General features: G+C 71.3%; 18 protein-coding genes and 1 pseudogene. 9 read left to right on the forward strand and 10 right to left on the reverse strand.

The annotated features are described in order from the left end of the window. Positions 1-164: 164 nt before the first annotated feature. Positions 165-1,820: a family 10 glycosylhydrolase gene (locus tag ABZ780_RS19465; RefSeq protein WP_357486872.1), complete on the reverse strand. Its 1,656-nt coding sequence runs from the start codon at positions 1,818-1,820 to the stop codon at positions 165-167. A 258-nt stretch (positions 1,821-2,078) separates the two neighbouring features. Here ABZ780_RS19465 and ABZ780_RS19470 point away from each other — a divergent pair, with 258 nt between their 5' ends. Further along, positions 2,079-3,095: a LacI family DNA-binding transcriptional regulator gene (locus ABZ780_RS19470; protein WP_357486874.1), complete on the forward strand. Its 1,017-nt coding sequence runs from the start codon at positions 2,079-2,081 to the stop codon at positions 3,093-3,095. Here the strand turns inward: ABZ780_RS19470 and ABZ780_RS19475 are convergent. The 3 genes and pseudogenes from ABZ780_RS19475 to ABZ780_RS19485 all read right to left on the reverse strand — a co-directional run bounded on the left by ABZ780_RS19475 (position 3,092) and on the right by ABZ780_RS19485 (position 6,169). Further along, on the reverse strand, positions 3,092-3,817 hold the full coding sequence (locus ABZ780_RS19475) for a methyltransferase domain-containing protein (RefSeq protein ID WP_357010469.1): 726 nt from the start codon (positions 3,815-3,817) through the stop codon (positions 3,092-3,094). The genes ABZ780_RS19470 and ABZ780_RS19475 overlap by 4 nt on opposite strands. A gap of 430 nt (positions 3,818-4,247) precedes the next feature. Then, positions 4,248-4,493: pseudogene (locus ABZ780_RS19480) on the reverse strand (hypothetical protein); the annotation flags it as partial. A gap of 38 nt (positions 4,494-4,531) precedes the next feature. Further along, on the reverse strand, positions 4,532-6,169 hold the full coding sequence (locus ABZ780_RS19485) for an ABC-F family ATP-binding cassette domain-containing protein (RefSeq protein WP_357010471.1): 1,638 nt from the start codon (positions 6,167-6,169) through the stop codon (positions 4,532-4,534). A gap of 62 nt (positions 6,170-6,231) precedes the next feature. Between ABZ780_RS19485 and ABZ780_RS19490 the strand changes: the two genes are divergently transcribed. The 3 genes from ABZ780_RS19490 to ABZ780_RS19500 all read left to right on the forward strand — a co-directional run bounded on the left by ABZ780_RS19490 (position 6,232) and on the right by ABZ780_RS19500 (position 7,844). After that, positions 6,232-7,002, forward strand: coding sequence for an ROK family protein (locus ABZ780_RS19490; RefSeq protein ID WP_357010474.1), 771 nt, complete (start codon positions 6,232-6,234; stop codon positions 7,000-7,002). A 100-nt stretch (positions 7,003-7,102) separates the two neighbouring features. Further along, complete coding sequence (locus ABZ780_RS19495; protein ID WP_357010477.1) at positions 7,103-7,471, forward strand: tetratricopeptide repeat protein; 369 nt, start codon at positions 7,103-7,105, stop codon at positions 7,469-7,471. Positions 7,472-7,589: 118 nt separating this feature from the next. Then, complete coding sequence (locus tag ABZ780_RS19500; protein WP_007465523.1) at positions 7,590-7,844, forward strand: Smr/MutS family protein; 255 nt, start codon at positions 7,590-7,592, stop codon at positions 7,842-7,844. 124 nt (positions 7,845-7,968) lie between these two features. Here the strand turns inward: ABZ780_RS19500 and ABZ780_RS19505 are convergent, their stop codons facing one another. The 3 genes from ABZ780_RS19505 to ABZ780_RS19515 all read right to left on the reverse strand — a co-directional run bounded on the left by ABZ780_RS19505 (position 7,969) and on the right by ABZ780_RS19515 (position 10,524). Continuing rightward, positions 7,969-8,784: a hypothetical protein gene (locus ABZ780_RS19505; protein WP_357010521.1), complete on the reverse strand. Its 816-nt coding sequence runs from the start codon at positions 8,782-8,784 to the stop codon at positions 7,969-7,971. An 80-nt stretch (positions 8,785-8,864) separates the two neighbouring features. Beyond that, positions 8,865-9,314 carry a GNAT family N-acetyltransferase gene (locus tag ABZ780_RS19510; protein ID WP_357010523.1) on the reverse strand — a complete coding sequence of 150 codons (450 nt, stop codon included), beginning with the start codon at positions 9,312-9,314 and terminating at the stop codon, positions 8,865-8,867. A 40-nt stretch (positions 9,315-9,354) separates the two neighbouring features. After that, the gene (locus tag ABZ780_RS19515; protein ID WP_357010525.1) at positions 9,355-10,524 is read right to left on the reverse strand and encodes a helix-turn-helix domain-containing protein; all 1,170 of its coding nucleotides are present in this window, start codon (positions 10,522-10,524) and stop codon (positions 9,355-9,357) included. A 350-nt stretch (positions 10,525-10,874) separates the two neighbouring features. Here ABZ780_RS19515 and ABZ780_RS19520 point away from each other — a divergent pair, with 350 nt between their 5' ends. Beyond that, complete coding sequence (locus ABZ780_RS19520) at positions 10,875-11,102, forward strand: hypothetical protein (RefSeq protein ID WP_357010528.1); 228 nt, start codon at positions 10,875-10,877, stop codon at positions 11,100-11,102. Positions 11,103-11,317: 215 nt separating this feature from the next. On the opposite strand, the gene ABZ780_RS19525 is transcribed toward ABZ780_RS19520, so the two are convergent. After that, on the reverse strand, positions 11,318-11,674 hold the full coding sequence (locus ABZ780_RS19525) for a hypothetical protein (protein WP_357010531.1): 357 nt from the start codon (positions 11,672-11,674) through the stop codon (positions 11,318-11,320). A 265-nt stretch (positions 11,675-11,939) separates the two neighbouring features. Between ABZ780_RS19525 and ABZ780_RS19530 the strand changes: the two genes are divergently transcribed. Both ABZ780_RS19530 and ABZ780_RS19535 read left to right on the forward strand, forming a co-directional pair. Continuing rightward, positions 11,940-12,392: a hypothetical protein gene (locus ABZ780_RS19530; protein ID WP_357010533.1), complete on the forward strand. Its 453-nt coding sequence runs from the start codon at positions 11,940-11,942 to the stop codon at positions 12,390-12,392. 116 nt (positions 12,393-12,508) lie between these two features. Further along, a complete protein-coding gene (locus tag ABZ780_RS19535) occupies positions 12,509-13,246 on the forward strand; it encodes a hypothetical protein (protein WP_357010536.1) in 738 nt (245 codons plus the stop codon). Positions 13,247-13,461: 215 nt separating this feature from the next. On the opposite strand, the gene ABZ780_RS19540 is transcribed toward ABZ780_RS19535, so the two are convergent. Continuing rightward, a complete protein-coding gene (locus ABZ780_RS19540; RefSeq protein ID WP_357010538.1) occupies positions 13,462-13,659 on the reverse strand; it encodes a hypothetical protein in 198 nt (65 codons plus the stop codon). A gap of 169 nt (positions 13,660-13,828) precedes the next feature. On the opposite strand from ABZ780_RS19540, the gene ABZ780_RS19545 reads away from it, so the two are divergent. Together ABZ780_RS19545 and ABZ780_RS19550 are read left to right on the forward strand one after the other, a co-directional pair. Continuing rightward, positions 13,829-14,848 (forward strand): hypothetical protein, encoded by a 1,020-nt coding sequence (locus ABZ780_RS19545; RefSeq protein ID WP_357486935.1) that lies wholly within the window; start codon positions 13,829-13,831, stop codon positions 14,846-14,848. A 39-nt stretch (positions 14,849-14,887) separates the two neighbouring features. After that, positions 14,888-15,829, forward strand: coding sequence for a threonine/serine dehydratase (locus ABZ780_RS19550; protein WP_357486876.1), 942 nt, complete (start codon positions 14,888-14,890; stop codon positions 15,827-15,829). A 46-nt stretch (positions 15,830-15,875) separates the two neighbouring features. Here ABZ780_RS19550 and ABZ780_RS19555 read toward each other — a convergent pair whose 3' ends face one another. Continuing rightward, entirely contained in the window at positions 15,876-18,194 is a 2,319-nt protein-coding gene (locus ABZ780_RS19555) for a M28 family peptidase (RefSeq protein ID WP_357010734.1), read from the reverse strand. Between the last annotated feature and the right edge of the window lie 17 nt (positions 18,195-18,211).

Genomic DNA, 18,211 nt, shown 5'->3' on the forward strand with positions numbered 1-18,211 from the left:
GGGTGAGCGGGGAAGTTACCGGCGGGTTACCGGGTGTCGATAAGTTTCGATCAACTGATCAACTGGTCGGTATGCGTCTCGCCAACTATTGGTGACATGCGTTGAAACAGACGAATGCCCCGGGTGCCGTGGCACCCGGGGCAGTCCGGCGAGGATCGGATCGGTCAGCGCAGAACGAAGGCCGGCGGGCTGGCCGGGCTCTCATTGGCGGACCGGTCCAGCGCGGTCACCTGGTAGGTGTAGCGCCGGCCCGGCTCCGCCGAGGTGTCCACCCAGGACTGCGCCCCGGGCGTGGCCCGAACGGTGTCGATCAGGTGCGCGGCGTCGGCGATGCCGCACCGGCCCGCCAGCGTGGTGCCGTCGAACCGGTAGATCGCGTACGAGGTGGCAGTGCCCAGTGGGCCGGCGCCGTCGGCGGGCTGGCGCCAGGTCAGTCGTACGCCGTCAGCCTCCCGGGCGGCCTTGGTGACCACCGGGAAGAGCAGTGGCCGGGCCGGCAGGTGCGACATGGTCGGCACCAGCGCCGGCCGGGAGTAGTGCTCGGCGGCGTAGATGTCGGTGGCGCCGAGCCGGTTGGCGCGTACCTGCACGGCGGAGAAGTGCACGTTGCCCTGCACCTCGGGGTACGACCGGTTGAGCGTCAGATGGTCGGACAGCTCGCGTGGGTTCTGCCAGAACGGCCCGTACGCCGGGTCGCCGCTCTTGTAGTCGGCCTGGCCGATGTAGAGCTGCACGCGGGTGCCGCGTACCGTCTCGGCCCACCACGGGACCAGTCGCGCGTAGTCGGCGGCCGGGTACTGGCCGATGTACCAGTAGAGCTGCGGCACCACGTAGTCGATCCACTCCTGCTTGATCCACTTACGGGTGTCGGCGGAGATGATGTCGTACGACTGGCTGCCGGTGGTGTCCGAACCGAGCGGGTCGGCGGTCTGGTTGCGCCAGATGCCGAACGGGCTGACCCCGAACTTCACCCACGGCTTCGCCGCCTTGATCTTGCCGTTCATCTCCTGAATCAGCAGGTTGATGTTGTCCCGCCGCCAGTCCGCCCGGTCGGTGAACCCCCGGTTGTACGCGGCGAACGTGGCATCGTCGGGCACCTGGTGGGTGCCGCTGGGGTAGGGGTAGAAGTAGTCGTCGAAGTGCACGCCGTCGATGTCGTACCGCCGAACCGCGTCCATCATCGCGGTCTGGACGAACTCGCGTACCTCGGGAATGCCGGGGTTGTAGTAGAGGCGGCTGCCGGCGACGCCGGCCGGCGGGTACGCGAAGGTCCAGTCCGGATGCTGTCGGGCCGGGTGGCCCGGGGCGAGTTGGGCGAGGTCCGCGCCGGCACCGCCGGGGGCCGGCATGGAGACGCGGTACGGGTTGAACCAGGCGTGGAACTCCAGGTTGCGGCGGTGTGCCTCGGCGACGAGGAAGGCCAGCGGGTCCCAGCCCGGGTCCTGTCCGCGTACGCCGGTCAGGTACTCCGACCAGGGCTCGTGGGGTGAGGGCCAGAGGGCGTCCGCGGTTGGCCGGACCTGGACCACGACGGCGTTGTGGTGCAGTCGCTCGGCGAGGTCGAGCAGTTCGCGGTACTCGGTCTGCTGGGCGGCGATCCGGTCCGGGCTGCTCTGAGATGCCTTGCTGGGCCAGTCGATGTTGACGACCGACGAGATCCACATCGCCCGGAACTGCCGTTTCGGCGTGGCCGGGTTGGTGACGCAGGCGGTGGAGGTCTCGGCGCTGGCGGGGGTGGCGGCGCTGGCGGGGGTGGCGGCGACGAGCGTGCCGAGCAGAGCCGCGACCAGCCCGGCGGCTCCGAGTCGAGGTGCCTTCATGCGGTGTGTCCCTTCGTTGGGGCTCCCGGTGTTCTGGGCGACAGGTTCGGCAAGATTCGCCGTTGCCTATTTGCCTCTGGAAGGAAATTTTCACACTCCGGGTCGCCGGCGCAAGAGGTTCCCGGGAGCCGGCCGCCGGCAGCCGATCCCGACGGTGGGGAAGGTGCCCTCGCAGGCGTCTTTTTAACGTTGTAGGCAACGTTGTAAGAGGTTGGTGCCCAGGTATGGTGCGCTGGGTCACAGCGGGGAGGTTGCGGAGTGCGACACAGGCTCAAGGACGTGGCCGAGCGGGCCGGCGTGTCGGTGAAGACCGTCTCGAACGTGGTGAACGGCTATGTCCACGTGCGGCCCGACACGCGGGCCAGGGTCGAGCAGGCCATCGCCGAACTCAACTACCGGCCGAACCTCTCCGCTCGCCACCTGCGCAAGGGGCGCACGGGTGTCATCGCCCTGGCCGTGCCGGAGCTGGACATTCCGTACTTCGCCGAACTGGCCCGCCACGTCGTCACCGCCGCCGCCGACTACGGCTGGACGGTGCTGATCGACCAGACCGGCGGCCGGCGCGAGCAGGAACGGGTGGTCGCCTCCGGCATCACCGATCACCTCATCGACGGGCTCATCTTCAGCCCGCTGGCGCTCACCGCGGAGGACCTGACCGGCCTGGACGGCGCCCCGATGGTGCTGCTCGGCGAGCGGGTCGACCACGGCCCGGCCGATCGCGTGGTCATCGACAACGTGGCCGCCGCTCGGGAGATCACCAACCACCTGATCCAGCTCGGCCACCGCCGGATCGCGGCCATCGGCTCGCAGCGCACCGACGAGGGCGCCAGCGCCCGGCTGCGCCTCGCCGGCTACGCCGACGCGCTGCGCGCCGCCGGCCTCGACTTCGACGAAGCCCTGGTGGCGCCCGCGTCGGCCTGGCACCGCGCGGACGGCGCGGCCGCCATGCGCGGCCTGCTCACCTCGGGGGTACGCCCCGACGCCGTGTTCTGCTTCAACGACACGCTCGCCCTGGGGGCCCTGCGCGCCCTGCACGAGGCCGGTCTGCGGGTGCCCGGGGACGTGGCGGTGGTCGGCTTCGACGACATCGAGGACGGCCGGTTCTCGATTCCGACGCTGAGCACCATCGCGCCGGACAAGGAGCGGATCGCGCGTCTCGCCGTCGAACTGCTCGCCAACCGCCTCGACGGCGACCGAGCCGCCCCCGCCCGGGAGCTGTCAGCCCCGTACCGCCTGGAGATCCGCGAATCCACCCACCGCGCTGCCGGCGGTTAGTCGAAGAAGCGGGCCAGGTGGGACTGGGGTGCCGGGTCCTTGTCGGGGGGTAGCGGGGTCAGGTCGGCGAAGATGGAGGCGCCGTCGCAGCCGGCGTGCAGCGGATACCAGCGCGGGGTGCCCGGAGGCCTCAACTGGCAGATCCCCTTGAACGTCTGCACGTCCATCAGCCGGACGTGGGTCGGGTCCGCCACCGCGTTGACGTGCCCCCACCACGGGCTCATCACATGCAGTACGCCGCCCGGACGAAGCACCCGGTGGCACTCGTCCACGAGGGGCAGGAAGTCGATCAGGTGCTCCAGGATGTGCACGGCGAAGAGGACGTCCACCGAGTTGTCGGCCAGCGGCAGAGAGCCGGACAGGTCCGCCACCGCGTCCACGCCCGGCGCCGGGAAGATGTCCAGCCCCAGGTTGCCCTGCCACTGCTTCGTCGGCCCGCAGCCGAGGTCCACCACCACCGGCTCCCGCCCGCCGACGCCGACCCGACACCAGACGCCGTAGACGCCGGCCAGCCGGCCCACCAGATCCCGCACCAGCCGTAGGTCGTCGGGCTTGGCCACCTCACCACTGAGGTGGGCCACCCCCCGGTCGAACCGCACCTCGACCGCCAGAGGGCGCAGCCGGTCGTCGTTCCGGACCTGGTCCGCCCACGCCTGTGCGAGGAACTCGTCGATCGCCCGCAGCCGGTCGGCCGAGGGCGGAGTCTGTGCCAATGCAACCATTGGGGCCACCTCCCGCCGCGCGTTACCCGCATCCGCGCCCGGTATGCCCCACTCGTGCGCGGCGCCGGCGTGCCGGTCTGTCGGCGTGTCGCAGGGCCGAGGGGACACTGCGGCGAGCGTGATGTCTGAGAGTAATCAAAATGTCTCAGAGACATCACGCCCGACGATGACCCCCGACCCCCGACCCCCGACCCCCGACCCCCGACCCCCGACCCCCGACCCCCGACCCCCGAGCCCTGGGCGCGAGCCGTGAACCACGAGCCGCAAACCGTGAGCCGTGAGTCGCGTCCGGGTGCGGCGGATCGAGCCGGGGCGGCAGGGCGCTCGGCGGGCGGCCGGAACGGTGTGCGGCAGGTCAGCCGGAGAGGGTGCGGCGGCCCGATCGGCCCCCGGCGCGCATTCGCTGCCGGGGCGGCGGGTCGGCCGGCTTCGGCCGCTTGAGGTGGTAGCGGTGCAGTTCGTGGTTGCCGGGCAGGGACGGGTCCTCGCTCATGGCGACCAGTTCCCATCCCTGGTCGCCGGCCCGGTTCAGGTGGGCCAGCGAGGTGTCGCCGTAGGGCGTCACGTCGACCATCGAGCCGTCCGGGCCGTACCAGACGAAGACGACCTCCCAACCGAGGTCGGTGGTCGCGGCCTGACGGCGGCGGACCAGCAGCGCGTACTCCCACTTGAGCATGGCGTCATTCTCACCCCGGGCTGGCCCGCGGGCACGGATCAATCCTCGGCGATCCGCCCGGCGTCGACCCGCAGGCGGCGGTTCGTCTCGATGGCGGCCAGCATCCGCCGGTCGTGGGTGACCAACAGCAGCGTGCCGGGGTAGCTGGCCAGCGCCGATTCGAGCTGCTCGATGGCGGGCAGGTCCAGGTGGTTGGTGGGCTCGTCGAGCACCAGCAGGTTCACCCCACGGCCCTGGAGCAGGGCCAGCGCCGCCCGGGTCCGCTCGCCGGGGGAGAGGGTGGCCGCCGGGCGCGGCACGTGCGCCGCCCGCAGCCCGAACTTGGCCAGCAGGGTCCGCGCGTCCGCCGGCGACATGTGGGGTACGGCCGCGTGGAACGCGTCGATCAGTGGCGCGTCGCCGAGGAACAGGCCTCGGGCCTGGTCCACCTCGCCGACCACCACACCCGGCCCGAGCGAGGCGGTGCCCGCGTCCAGCGGCAGCCGGCCCAGCAGCGCGGCCAGCAGGGTGGACTTGCCCGAGCCGTTCGCCCCGGTCACCGCCACCCGGTCGGCCCAGTCGATCTGGAGGTCGATCGGGCCGAGGGTGAACCCGCCACGACGTACCACCGCACCTCGCAGCGTGGCCACGACGGCGCCGGCGCGGGGCGCGGCGGCGATCTCCATGCGCAGCTCCCACTCCTTGCGGGGCTCCTCGACCACGTCGAGCCGTTCGATCAGCCGCTCGGTCTGCTTCGCCTTGGAGGCCTGCTTCTCGGTGGCCTCGCTGCGGAACTTGCGGCCGATCTTGTCGTTGTCGGTGGCCTTGCGCCGGGCGTTCTTCACGCCCTTCTCCATCCAGCCACGCTGGGTGCGGGCCCGCGCCTCCAGACCGGCCTTGGTGTCGGCGTACTCCTCGAAGTCCGCGCGGGCGTGCCGGCGCGCCACCTCGCGCTCCTCCAGGTAGGCCGCGTAGCCGCCGCCGTACTGGTTGATCTGCTGCTGGGGCAGGTCCAGCTCCAGCACGCGGGTCACCGTGCGGGTCAGGAACTCCCGGTCGTGGCTGACCAGCACCGTGCCGGCGCGCAACCCGGTGACGAACTCCTCCAGCCGTTCCAGCCCGGCCAGGTCCAGGTCGTTGGTCGGCTCGTCGAGCAGGAACACGTCGTAGCGGCTGAGCAGCAGCGACGCGAGCCCGGCGCGGGCGGCCTGACCGCCGGAGAGCCCGGTCGTCGGGTGGTCCAGGTCCACCGCGAGCCCCAGGTCGGCGCTGACCTGCTCGGCGCGTTCGTCCAGATCCGCGCCGCCGAGGGCGAGCCAGCGCTCCAAGGCATCGGCGTACGCGTCATCGGCACCTGCGGCTCCGGCGGTCAGCGCCTCGGTCGCCGCGTCCAACGCGGCCTGCGCGGCGGTCACCCCGGTCCGCCGGGCCAGGAAGTCGCGTACCGTCTCGCCCGGTCGCCGTTCCGGCTCCTGCGGCAGGTGCCCGACGCTCGCGGTGGGCGGGCTGAGTCGGACGCTGCCGGCCTCCACCGGCAACAACCCGGCGAGGGTACGCAGCAGCGTCGACTTGCCAGCGCCGTTCGGCCCGACCAGGCCGACCACGTCGCCGGGGGCGACCACCAGGTCCAGTCCGGCGAAGAGTGGGCGGTCGCCGTGCCCGGCGGCCAGGTCCTTGACGATCATCGTGGCGCTCATCAGGACGGCAGCCTATCCGGCTGCCCGCATGAGGACCGACGGCAGCGGGCACACTCAACGGCGTGGTGACCACTCTGGCGATCGACTGCGGTGGCGGCGGCATCAAGGCGTCCGTACTCGACGAGGCCGGCACGATGCGCGCACGGCCGCTGCGGGTGCCGACCCCGTACCCGCTGCCGCCCGCGCTGTTCGTCCAGACGCTGCTGGACCTGGGCGGGCAGCTACCGACGGCGGACCGCCTGACCGTCGGCATGCCCGGCATGATCCGGCACGGAGTGGTGGTGGCCACCCCGCACTACGTCACCAGGAACGGGCCTCGCACCCGCGTCGACCCCGACCTGTTGGCCGAGTGGTCCGGCTGGGACGCGCGAGGGGCGCTGGCCGACGCGTTCGGGGTGCCGGCGCTGGTGCTCAACGACGCCGAGGTGCACGGCGCCGGGGTGGTCGCCGGCACCGGCTGCGAACTGGTGCTGACCCTGGGGACAGGGCTGGGCAGCGCCCTCTTCGACGGAGGATTGCTCGCGCCGCACCTGGAGCTGTCCCACGCGCCGGTGCGGTGGGGCACCACCTACGACACGTACGTGGGTGAGCCGGAGCGCCGGCGGCTCGGCGACGCCTTCTGGTCCCGCCGCATCCGGCAGGTGGTGGACGGGCTCCGCCCGGTGTTCCGCTGGGACCGGCTCTATCTGGGCGGGGGCAACTCGCGGCTGATCCGGCCCGAGCAGTTGACCCGGATGGGTGATGACGTGGTGGTGGTGCCGAACACCGCCGGGATCGTCGGCGGCGTCCGTGCCTGGGAGCTGTCCGCCGGCCGCCGCAACGCCCGCACCTGAGCCAAAGTGGCCTGGATCTCGACCCCGGGAACAGTCGCCAAACCTCCGGTGTTGTGCCAGCGTCGGGACAAGGTGACGGCGCGACCGAGGAGGCGGGCAGATGGATCTTCTGGCGGACTACCGGCGGGCGACCATGTTCTTCGAGACCGGTGACCCGAGCGGAGCGGCCCGACTGTTGGAGCCGATCGTGGACGCCGAACCCGGCAACGCGGCGGTCCGGCAGCTGCTGGCCCGGGCGTACTTCCAATCGGCCCAGCTCAACCGGGCCGAGGAGCACCTCCGGGAGCTGGTCGACCGGGACCCGAGCGACCACTACGCGCACCACGTGCTGGGCCGGACGCTGGAGCGGCTGAACCGGCACTCGGACGCGCTGCGGCACCTGCGGATCGCCGCCGCGATGCACGCGGCCAACGACGACTACCGGGTCGCGCTGGAGCGGGTGTCGACCCGCGTGGGCGGCACGCGCTGAGCGTGAAACGGTGACGACAAGGGCGGTCCTGCGGGGCCGCCCTTCGTCGTACGGCGGGCCACCCGCCGGGCATGCCTAGGATGGCGGGCATGGGACCTGACCGGCCGGGGGCTGCGGCATGAAGCTCAAGCTGGACCTGCACGAGATCTTCAACAAGGGCCAGGACATCGACCGCGCGCTGCGCGGGATCATGGACGAGGCGGTGGCGAAGAAGGCCACCCTCGTCGAGATCATCCCTGGCAAGGGGTCCGGCCAGCTCAAGAAGCGGGTGCTGCGGTTCCTCGACCAGAAGGACGTCAAGCAGCTCTACCACCGGGTGGAGAAGGATTCGAAGAACTTCGGCCGCCTCTTCGTCCACTTCCGCTGGAAGTAGCTCTCCCGGCGGCGGGGGTGGCGACCACTCTCGCGTTGATCGGTTGATGAACCACCCGATCAACGAGTGCCACCGGTCGCGCCGCGGATGCGGCTGCCTCGGCGAGACGGTGTCGATCAGGGACTCAGCCGCCGGGCTGACCTGACGGCAGCGGCGGTGCCACGGTGACGAGCCGGGCCGTCGGTTCCAGGTTGGCGCAGAGCTTCCGGGGGAAGGCGGGTGCGGCTTTCACGACCGCGTCGCACCCACCCGACGTGGTCCGGGCGACAGTCGACCATCCGGCCGGCTCGTTGCGCAGGAAGTAGCGCCGGACGGCGGTGTTGGCCTCACACCCCGGGCGAGGCTCGGCGCCGCACGCGGTCGGGTCGTCGGGCACGGTCATGATCAACCAGTTTCCGTCACAGGCTTCGACGTGGCCCTGCGAGTGGCGGGACACGTCCATCCCCCGTACGGCCGCACGCGTCCAGGTCGGATCGCAACGGTCCTTCGGTGGGTTGCAGCCCAGGTTCTCGTCACAGCGGGTGTAGGCGCCGTTCTTCAGCGCCCACGTCTTCTGGTTGAGCGAGAGCGGGCGGTTGCCGATCGGCTCCTCCGACGTGAGGGTTACCTCGGCGGGCTCGAAGGTCGGGCAGGCGCCAACGGTGGCGGACTCGGCCGAATCCTGCACGATGTTGGCGAAGATGACGCCGTTCTCTTCTGTGTGGTAGCCGACCCGTACGTTGCGGGAGCAACCATCGTTACCAGCGAGCGCCTTGACCTGCACGGTCACCTCCCGGGCACCTGGACCGGGCGTCACGCCGCTCACCTCGGCCTCGTAGGTGCCCCACACGGCGGACGCGCTCGGGGCGGCGTCTCCGGGCCGGGTCTGTGGCTCCGCGCAGGCAGCCACCGTGGGCACCGCGGCGGTCAGCAGGCAGAGAACGGTTGCGAGGCGGCGCATGGCTGGCATTCTGCCCGGCCGCGCCACGTCCCGCGGTCCCTGTCGGGCTGCGGTTCGCAGGCTCGGGACTGCCGCTTAGGTCATAGATCGAGCACGCCGACGGTCTGACCACCGCTCTGCTCGCCGGTCGGCCGGAAACCCAGTTTCAGGTAGAACTCCTCTGGTCCTCCTGGCCGGGGAGCCCAGGTGACATAGGCGCGGGTGCCGCCTCGCGCGCGGATCTCCGCGCAAACGGCCTCGGCGGCGAATCGGCCGTAACCCTTTCCCTGGGCGTCCGCCGCGATATTCAGCCGCCAGAGGCCGGAGCGCAGGTCATCCGGATTGTGGCTCCATTGGATGTCCAGGAAGGCCATCAGAAAGCCGACCACCTGATCACCGTCACAGATCAGCCTCGGCCAGGCGTTCGATGCGAAGACGTACGCCTCGGCGAGCGACTTGACCACCGGCGCGACGAGGTCCTCCTGATCGGGGCGCACCGACAGTTCGAGAGCCGCCTCGTAGTTTTTCGGCGTGACTTTCTCCAACCGCATGTCGTGGACCATAACGGGCGGATGTGGAATCAGCGAATGGCTATCGAACAGCATTCAGTGCGTCGTGGAAGTCGGCGGTGGCTTGCTCGTGGGGGTAACGGCGGTGGAGTTCGACGTCCACTTCGCCGGCGACGAGCAGCAGCGAGGGCAGGGACCGGCGAGACGCGGCGAACGCTGTCACCCCCTGCTCGACGGCCCGGTCCAGGTCGCCAGCGCGCAGGGCTGTGGCGGCGAGAGTGAGCCTCGCTTCGGCCATCCGCATGGGTGACCGATCGATGCCGTCCGGCCCGGTGCCGAGACGCAGGACCTCGTTGGCGTAGTGCTCGGCGAGAGTGTCGTGTTCAGCGAGCCGGTAGGCGTCCATCGCGTAGAACAACCATTTGCCCGGATCGACTTCGAAGTGGTTGTCGGGTCGTTCTGGTGCACCGAGTTCGTCGAGGAGCCGCCGACCACAATCGAGTGCCGTCCGCGCACCGTGGAGATCGCCGAGCCGTGCGAGCGCCTTGGCTTCCTGCGCGACCAGTTGCACGGCCACCCTCTGCCGCCCAGCAACCTCCTGCCCGGCCCGGGCCGCGGTCAACGCCGCCTCGTGGCGGGACTGGGTGAGTGCGAACCAGGCCGTCATCTCCCACGCCCAGCCGGTGATGCCGGCGTGAGCGGCTTCGTCGCCGAGTTGACGGGCAGCAGTACGGGTGGCCTCGGCGCTGGCGCGCATCCCGAGATCGTATTCAACACAGCCGATCAACAGTGCCAACCAGCCGGCGCACACCAGCAATTCGCGGTGCTGTCGTAAGCCGGTCGGTCGTTGCAGCAGCCGGGCGACCTCACGCAGCCAACTCTGACCTTCGGCGCGGAGTTCCCTCGCGTCGCGCCATCCGTACTGGCAGCACAACTCGGTCACGGTCGCCTGCAACGTCTCGATGGTGGCGGGGGCGGTGTCGCTGGCGTGCATCCGATGTAGCAGCTCGACGGTCTCCGACGGCCTGGTGTCGGTAGCGGCGGCGACATCCAGGGCGGCGCAGGCGATCAGCTCCCCGCGAGCGGCGAGGACGTCGTCGATCCGACGGGCCAGATCCTCGCCGGGCCGGCGACGGCCGTTCTCAAGCCGGGAGAGGTGCCCCTTGTCGGCGGGCAGCAACTCGGCAAGAGCGGCCAGGCTGAGCCCACGCGCCTCCCGCGCTGTCCGCATCCGGACGCCGAATGTTGGCATGTCTCGCGCCTCCCGCCGGAGTTGCCGGGTTGCCGGCGCTGGCTGGCAACGCGCAACCCGTCGACCGATGTGAGCGTACCGCCGCACGGTGTACGGGACGAGCACGCGCAGTGATCGGTGGGAGGCGTGGTGGCAATGCGGGAGCGATTCAAGCGCTGGTGGCGCAGACGGCATCTGGTCCAGTTGGACCGAACCGGAGCAGCGACCTGCTACCCGCAAAGGTCCGGCGCGCGTCGGATCACGACGCGGGACGGCAGTCCCGGTGGGCGGGCAGCTCTGTGATGGCCGGCGTGCCCCAGATGGCACGTGCGAGCCAGGCTGAGCGGTTGGTGTCAGCGCTGGATCGCCGGATGAACGGGGAGCACCTGCCGCGCCGGCCGCAGTGGCACTGTCAGACGTGTGCGGCTGACCCGCCCTGGCCGTGCCACCCCGCGCGGGTACGCCTGGCCGAGGCGTACGCGCGTGACCGCATCGGCCTTTCCATGTACGTCGGTGGCCTGCTCTTCATCGTCGTTGTGGAGTTGTCCGAGGTGGCGCCGGCCGAGTTGTACGAGCGGTTCGTGGCGTGGACGCGCTGATGGGCAGCATCCACCCGGGCGATGAGGGCATGCACTACTCCGACTGGTCGCACCGATGGTGCGGCGGGCCGATCGACGAGGCCGGGAGTAAGGCCTGGCAGGCGGCGTTACGGGAGCACTTGGAGGCGCACCGCCGAGGGGAGGACGCGAGGCGGCCCACCACCTCGCTCTCCACGGAGCGACGCCCTGTCGACCGGACGTGAACCTCGGGCGGGTCAGAGGCTGAAAGTGAGGAGTCCGCACACGGCCAGCGGCACCACTGCGGACAGGGTCCCCACGAGGACCGCCGAGCCGATCCGGGTGCGGGAGGCGAGCACCGCGAGCGACGCCAGGCTGACCAACAACGCGAGGAACATCGCCGGTAGGGCGACGTAGAGCCCGATGAGCAGCATCCGGGATCGTTCCGAGTCGCACACCTCGCCGCAGTCCGCCGGGACGGCCCCGGAAAGGGTGCCGAGAAACAGGCCGAACGCCACGACGACGGCCGCGTACCAGCCGATCAGAACCAGGAACGAGATGCGCGGGTCGGCCATGCGAACGAGGCCGGGCCACCGTGGGGGCGACAGCGTCATGGCGGAAGTATCCGCCATCGCACGAGCGGAGTCAGCGTCCGGCATATTGCGCCGCTACTCGCGCTCGGTTGTGCCGGATCTGTGTCCGGCCATGACAGCCGCGGATTGCCGGCGCGGCCCTCGCTGACGGCACCCTCGCGGAGTACCAGAGAGTCCAGCAGCAGCCCCGCATTGCCACGTGACCCCCGGGACAGCAGGCGGTCAGGGGCTGTTTACGCTGCTGTCGGTTGCCTTTTGCACTCACGCGCGCGCGTATTCTAGCGATATGGCCGCCTCTAAGCAGCAGATCGAGCGCGAAATCCTGCGCATCCTCCGTGCTGCGCGTCAAACCACAGGTGAGCGCCGCACGATCCTGCTGCGCGACCTCGCCGAGCAGATGGTCGACCTGCGCGAGCACTACCTGACCACGTCCGGAGACCCTGACTGGACCGGGCGCACCGGGTTGTACCGGTACGCCGTACGCGAGCTGTACGCCCAGGCTGGCTACAGCCCCGACGAGCGGAAGACCACCCAGACCTCCACCCGGTACCACGTCGGCAATCTGGTCCGCACGCGTGTGTCTCAGGAGACCGCCGACGCTCTCGGTCTGGGACGCGCCAGCCCGCAGGACCGCAGCCGCATGCGGAGCCGACGCGACCGCGACGAGCTGCGCGAACTGCTGGCCGAGGCCCGCGAGCTGCTGGCCGCGCAGAAGAAGAACACCGGAGGCGCACAGTAGCTACACCTCGGCGCATTAGTTCGTGCCCTACTCGCTCGACCTGGCCTCCTACTGCCCGCGGTCGACTGTGCTGCTGGTCGCGGGGCGCGTTGTCGACTGTCGTTAGGGTCGAGGGCGTGGAAGCCGTCCGGCGCTATCCGAAGGCTCTCGCCAGCACTGCCGTCCACATGCTGGTCGTTGTCGTCGTCTTCGATGGGTGGGCGATCGGCCTCTTGGTGCTTGCCGAGCACTTTCGCGATAGCTGGCTTGTCGGCCGACTGTTGGCCATGATCGGGTTCTATCTCGCGTTCGGCGGTGCGCTGCTCGTCACGCTGCTCCTTCTCACGGCCGTGTTGGGGCCGAGCCTGGCCGCGAAGTTGTTCTTCGTGCGCAACAAGGCGCTCAGCCCGGACGTGGTGCGCGACCTGACTGCGAAGGAGGCTGCTCCTGTCACGGTTCCGATCGCATCGGGGCAAGGCGTGCTGCGGGTCATTCCGGTCAAGCCGCAGTGGTGGCTCGACGACGACGCCTTATCCGACGACGTCGCGCCGATCGTCGCAGTGGAGGACGTCGAGTATCGGTTGCCTGGGTGGGATCCGTACGACGTCGCAGTTCCAGCCGGCGCCGTTAACGTCGTGGCTTGGGTGCCGCGTCGCAACGGGAATTCGGGGCGACGAGTCCGGAACTCCTTCCCGGTGCCTGAGGGGCGTGTCGGTGCGTTGGTATTCCGACCTTCCTCGATACCGGAGCTCCCCGGCACGGTGGAGTCGCTGAATAGCGAGTTGACGGGAACTCTTTCGTTGTTCCGGCTCGCGTTAGCAGCCGCGCTGCTCATCGGGGTTGCCTATGCGGCATGGCGGCTAGCCACCGGGTAGGCCACAGCCAGCCCCGGAGGCGCAATGCGTTCATGACGGCGACACCATCTTCCATCTCCGTAGACCGGATCGAAGTAAGAGTCGATCTAGCTTCCGAGGGTCGACGTTCGTCTGCCCGCGGAGCTGGCGAACGTTGCGATGGGCGCGACGTTCTCCGCCGCCAGTGGTCAGGTGGCTACCTGATCGCGCTGACGGCCAGCATCCACCCGATGGGGTCAGAGGCTCGCGGCGAGGACGTCGCACACGGCCAGTGGCAGCACCGCGCTCAGCGTTCCCACCAGGGTCGACGAGCGGATCCGGGTGCGGGACACCAGCACCGTGAGCATCGTGAGACCGGCCAGCACCAGGAACGCGGTGCCGGGGTCGGCCCTGCCCGTCTCGGCGAGGGCGGGGAGTGGCGCTGACAGCGTCATGGCCGAAGTATCCGACATCGCGCGAGCAGCGTCAGCCCTCGGCGTGATGCGCTGGCGTCGCCGGGTCGACCGGGACCACGTCCGCGAGGAGTGGGTGGCTACTAGGTTTCGGAGCATGTCTCCTGGACCTTCGCGCCACCGCCCCGGCGTCGGTTGGCTGGTGCGTCGGCTGCCGACCCGGGCGGTCGAGGCGGCGTCCCATCTCCAGGCGTTCGTGCTCTCCGGCGTGGTCACCGTGCTGGCCGTGCGGGCGTACCTGGAGGCTGCCGACTATCCGCAGCTCGGCGGCGGCGGGCTGCACATCGCGCACGTGCTCTGGGGTGGCCTGCTGCTCGCGGTCGGCCTGGGGATCCCGCTGGTCTTTCTGGGCGAAGGGCCGCGCACCGCCGGGGCGATCGTCGGCGGCGTCGGGTTCGGCCTGTTCATCGACGAGGTGGGCAAGTTCGTCACCACCGGCACTGACTACTTCTACGCTCCGGCCGCCGCCATCATCTACGTCGCGTTCGCCCTGCTCGTCCTGCTTACCCAGGCGGTACGTGGGCGTACCGGCCGATCGCAGTTGACCCCGGCCGAGCGTACGGCCAACGCGCTGGACGTGGTGCTCAGCGGTCTGCCCGCCGGGCTGACCGACCGGCGCCGGGCGGACGTGCGGCGTCTCGTGCGGGGCACCGGGCCTGCCGCCGAGGCGGCCGTGGAGCATTTGCTGGACGCGGTGCCCCGACGCGAGCCGCCCCCGGTCCGGTTCTGGCAGCGGGCGGCGGACCGGGCCCGGCGTCTCGCCGCCTGGGCGACCCGGCAGCGCTGGCTGGTCTGGCTGGTGGTGGTCTACCTGGTGGTGGAGCCGGTGCTAATCGTGGTGGGGGTGCTGCTGGACGGAGTGACCGGAGAGCTGGACCAGGAGCGCGAGTGGGGCGCGGTGGTCGGTGTCACCGCCACCGCGCTGGTCATAGCGGTGCTCAGTCTGCGGGCGGCGTGGCTGCTGCGCCGGAGCCGGCTCGACGCGTTCCGACTGTTCAAGCTCGCCCTGCTCGTCGACCTGCTGTTCGGGCAGATCTTCAACTTCACGGTCAACCAGTTCAGTGCGGTCGCCGTGGTCGCGATCGACCTGGCCCTGTTGGGGGTGGTGACCGCCGAGCACCGCCGGTTGCGGCGCGCCGCCGACCAGGGTGCCCTCCTCGACGCTCCCTAGGATGATCACCGACGACGGTCGTAGTGAAGGGCGTTTCCCATGGTGAACAGAAGCGACGTCGAGGCGGCTGCCGCGCTGGTGCAGGGACGGGTCCGGGAAACCCCGGTGATCGCTGTCGACGGCGCTGACCTGGGCGTGCCCGGGCAGCTCAGCCTCAAGCTGGAGCTGCACCAGCACACCGGCTCGTTCAAGCCGCGTGGCGCGTTCAACCGGATGCTCCAGGGGCCGCTGCCGTCGGCGGGGGTGATCGCCGCCTCTGGGGGCAACCATGGCCTCGCGGTCGCGTACGCGGCCCGCGCGCTGGGCGTACCGGCGGAGGTCTTCGTGCCGGTGACCTCCTCGCCGGTCAAGGTGCAGCGGTTGGCTGGGCTGGGTGCCCAGGTGCGGCAGGTGGGTCAGCACTACGCCGAGGCGTTGGCGGCGAGCACCCAGCGGGCTGACGAGACCGGCGCGTTGGTCGTGCACGCGTACGACCAGCCGGAGGTGGTGGCCGGTCAGGGCACCGTCGGCCGGGAGCTGGAACGGCAGGTGGACGGGATCGACACCGTGCTGGTGGCGGTTGGCGGCGGCGGTCTGGTGTCCGGCATCGCCAGTTGGTTCGACGGGTCGGTACGCGTCGTCGCCGTCGAGCCCGAGCAGATCCCCACGCTGCACTCCGCTCTGAAGGCGGGCGGACCGGTCGACATCGAGGTGGGCGGCATCGCCACGGACTCGTTGGGTGCCCGGCGGATCGGCGAGATCGCCTTCGACACCGCTCGCCGTACCGCGGTGGAGTCGGTCCTGGTGCGCGACGAGGATCTGGTGCGGGCCCGCCGGCTGCTCTGGTCGGAGCTGCGGGTCGCCGCCGAGCTGGGCGGTGCCACCGCGCTGGCCGCGTTGGTCGGTGGCGCGTACGTGCCGCAGGCGGGGGAGCGGGTGGCGGTGATCATCTGCGGTGGCAACACCGACCCGAGTGACCTGGGCCCGGCCGCGCCGCACTGACCAGGTCCGGCGGGGAGCAACCCCCGCCGGACCATCGGCCCGTCCGTCAGATGGGGTAGGTGCGGGCGACGGCCAGCATCTCGGAGCTGTGCGACCCGACGACGCCGACGTCCGGCGGCCGGGGGCGGAACCCGGGCAGCGCGTCCAGCCCGTCGCTCGCGTCCATGGCCCGCAGCGCCACCTGCCCGCCGTTCGGGCGCACGGTCAGGGTGACCTCGAAGCCCTCTGTCGGTGGGGCGTGGAACACCAGCCCGAAGCCCCACTTCCCCTCCCGGGGCTCCACCGGCACCGAACGGCCGGCGACCTCGGCCCGCAGCACCGTGGCGGTCGACGCGTCGACGTGCAGGGTGGCGAGCCGGACCGCCCGCTGCGGGGTGAGCCGCAGCCGCAACGTGCGCTCGGCACCGGAGGTGCTGTCGGCCAGTACCTCCAGCTTCGGCGCCGGCAGGTTCGCCGCCGCCGCCGGCCCGGCCCGCAGCTCACCGTCGCCGAGCCCGGGGAAGTCGTCCTCGACGCTTGTCAACCCGTCCACGTAGCCGGCGGTCCACGGCTGCGGACCGCTCTCGTGGCTGAGCCAGCGGGCCTGGCCGGTGCCGGCGTCCATGGCGTACATCAGGTGGGTTGGCGCGGGGTGCTCGGCGTCGAAGCGGTCCACGACCAGCCCGACCCCGGCGAGCACCACCGCCGCCAGGGCGGCGGCACCGGCCGGCAGCACGGCGAGCCGCCGGGCCCGCAGCGCCCGCATCCCACGTTGGCCGCCGGCCTGCGGGTGCAGCAGGTCGACCACCGGCAGGGCGGTCAGGCCGAGCAGCACCGCGACCAGCGCGGCGACCCCGCCCATCGCCATGCCGAGCGCGGGGAAGAGCAGCACCACGGTGGGCAGCAGGATGACCACACCGACTGCGGCGGCGGCGGTCACCGCCACCACGGGCCACGGCCCGGTCTGCCGGGTCCGCAGCGCGACCAGCCCGCCGAGGGCGCCGGCCAGGGCCGGCAGGGTGGTGAGGTACGCCCCGCCGGGCACCGCCACGGCGAGCAGCACCCCGAGCAGGGCGAGCCAGGCCAGCCCGCCGACCGCGAGCGCGGCCGGGCCGATCCGGCGGCGGGTCAGCGCGTACCAGGTGAACAGGATGGCGGCGGCGAGCGCCAGCACGGCCAACCGATACCAGATCGGTCGGTACGGGTCGAGCAGCTCGGCGTACCCCGGACGGATCGTGGTGATCGCCAGCCAGAGCAGCTGCGCGGCGACCGGCGCGGCCACAATCGGCACCAGGGCCAGCCCGAACCCGGCGGCCAGCCGGCCGGTGCTGGCCCGGCCACTCCGGCGGGTCAGCCAGCCCAGCGCGGCCACCGCGAGCACCGCCAGCAGGGCCAGCGGCAGGGTGAGCCAGCCGGGATAGCGGACCAGCCCGCCGGGGACCGGGAAGTAGGTGGCGTCCTGGCCGGAGCGCAGGTCGGTCAGGTCGGTGCGGCCGAACTCCCGGGCCAGACCCAGCGCGTTGTCCCCGTGCTGCTGGAGGCTGCCCTGGTCGATCGACGCCGGGGTGTCCAGCGGCGTGTGGTAGATCGCGCCGCCGTCGATGTACGCCGAGTTCAACCCGACGAACTTCTGGTCCAGGAACGCGGTGAAGTCGGTGTCGTTGGGCAGCGCCCGGTAGATCTCCACCGCGAACGAGGTGCCGACCGGGTGCGGGGCGGCCCGGCCGAAGACGTCCACCAGCTTCGCGTTGTTCCGGGACGTCTCGAACATGATCACTGGCCCGGTGGACCCGCGCGCCTCCAGGTTGAGCACCACCCCGCCGTCGGCGGCGAGCGGATGGCTGGCGGCGAACGCCGCCGCGCCGCAGAGGCACGCCTCCTCGGCGTCGGTCAGCACGAAGACGATGTCGTTGCGGGGCCGGGGGCCGGTGGTCAGCGCGCGGGCCACCTCCAGGATGGTCGAGGTGCCGGCCGCGTCGTCGTTGCCACCCGGCCCGGTCTGCACCGAGTCGTAGTGCGAGACCAGGAAGACCCGGCCAGTCGGGTCGGTGCCGGGCAGCCGGGCCACCACGTTGCGGACGCGGGCCAGGGTCGCACCGCCCGCCGCCCCGCTGAGCTGGCCCGCCTCCGGTGCCACGGTGTCCTGCACCTCGGTCTCCAGGCCCAGCCCGCGTAGCCGCTGCTCAAGATGCGCGCGGACCTGGTCGTTGGCCGGGCTGCCGGCGACGTGCGGCCGGGCGGCGATCACCTGCACGTCCTCGTACGCCCGGCTGGCGCTGAACTCACCCGCCGGCGCGTCGGCCGGCGCCGGGGCCGGGGTGCGCAGGTCGAGCAGGCTGCCGGCGCCGACGGCGACCAGCGCGACCAGCGCCGCAGCGGCGGCCACGAGCCGCCGGCGCGGTC

The organism is Micromonospora sp. NPDC047467 (assembly GCF_040643095.1).
Taxonomy (GTDB): domain Bacteria; phylum Actinomycetota; class Actinomycetes; order Mycobacteriales; family Micromonosporaceae; genus Micromonospora.

Excerpts from the sequence above, each read along its gene's own strand:
- ABZ780_RS19540 (WP_357010538.1), bottom strand. The coding sequence starts at position 13,659 with ATGACGCTGTCAGCGCCACTCCCCGCCCTCGCCGAGACGGGCAGGGCC.
- ABZ780_RS19530 (WP_357010533.1), top strand. The coding sequence starts at position 11,940 with ATGGCCGCCTCTAAGCAGCAGATCGAGCGCGAAATCCTGCGCATCCTC.
- ABZ780_RS19500 (WP_007465523.1), top strand. The coding sequence starts at position 7,590 with ATGAAGCTCAAGCTGGACCTGCACGAGATCTTCAACAAGGGCCAGGAC.
- ABZ780_RS19525 (WP_357010531.1), bottom strand. The coding sequence starts at position 11,674 with ATGACGCTGTCGCCCCCACGGTGGCCCGGCCTCGTTCGCATGGCCGAC.
- ABZ780_RS19475 (WP_357010469.1), bottom strand. The coding sequence starts at position 3,817 with ATGGTTGCATTGGCACAGACTCCGCCCTCGGCCGACCGGCTGCGGGCG.
- ABZ780_RS19505 (WP_357010521.1), bottom strand. The coding sequence starts at position 8,784 with ATGCGCCGCCTCGCAACCGTTCTCTGCCTGCTGACCGCCGCGGTGCCC.
- ABZ780_RS19485 (WP_357010471.1), bottom strand. The coding sequence starts at position 6,169 with ATGAGCGCCACGATGATCGTCAAGGACCTGGCCGCCGGGCACGGCGAC.
- ABZ780_RS19520 (WP_357010528.1), top strand. The coding sequence starts at position 10,875 with ATGAACGGGGAGCACCTGCCGCGCCGGCCGCAGTGGCACTGTCAGACG.
- ABZ780_RS19495 (WP_357010477.1), top strand. The coding sequence starts at position 7,103 with ATGGATCTTCTGGCGGACTACCGGCGGGCGACCATGTTCTTCGAGACC.
- ABZ780_RS19550 (WP_357486876.1), top strand. The coding sequence starts at position 14,888 with ATGGTGAACAGAAGCGACGTCGAGGCGGCTGCCGCGCTGGTGCAGGGA.
- ABZ780_RS19510 (WP_357010523.1), bottom strand. The coding sequence starts at position 9,314 with ATGCGGTTGGAGAAAGTCACGCCGAAAAACTACGAGGCGGCTCTCGAA.
- ABZ780_RS19515 (WP_357010525.1), bottom strand. The coding sequence starts at position 10,524 with ATGCCAACATTCGGCGTCCGGATGCGGACAGCGCGGGAGGCGCGTGGG.
- ABZ780_RS19465 (WP_357486872.1), bottom strand. The coding sequence starts at position 1,820 with ATGAAGGCACCTCGACTCGGAGCCGCCGGGCTGGTCGCGGCTCTGCTC.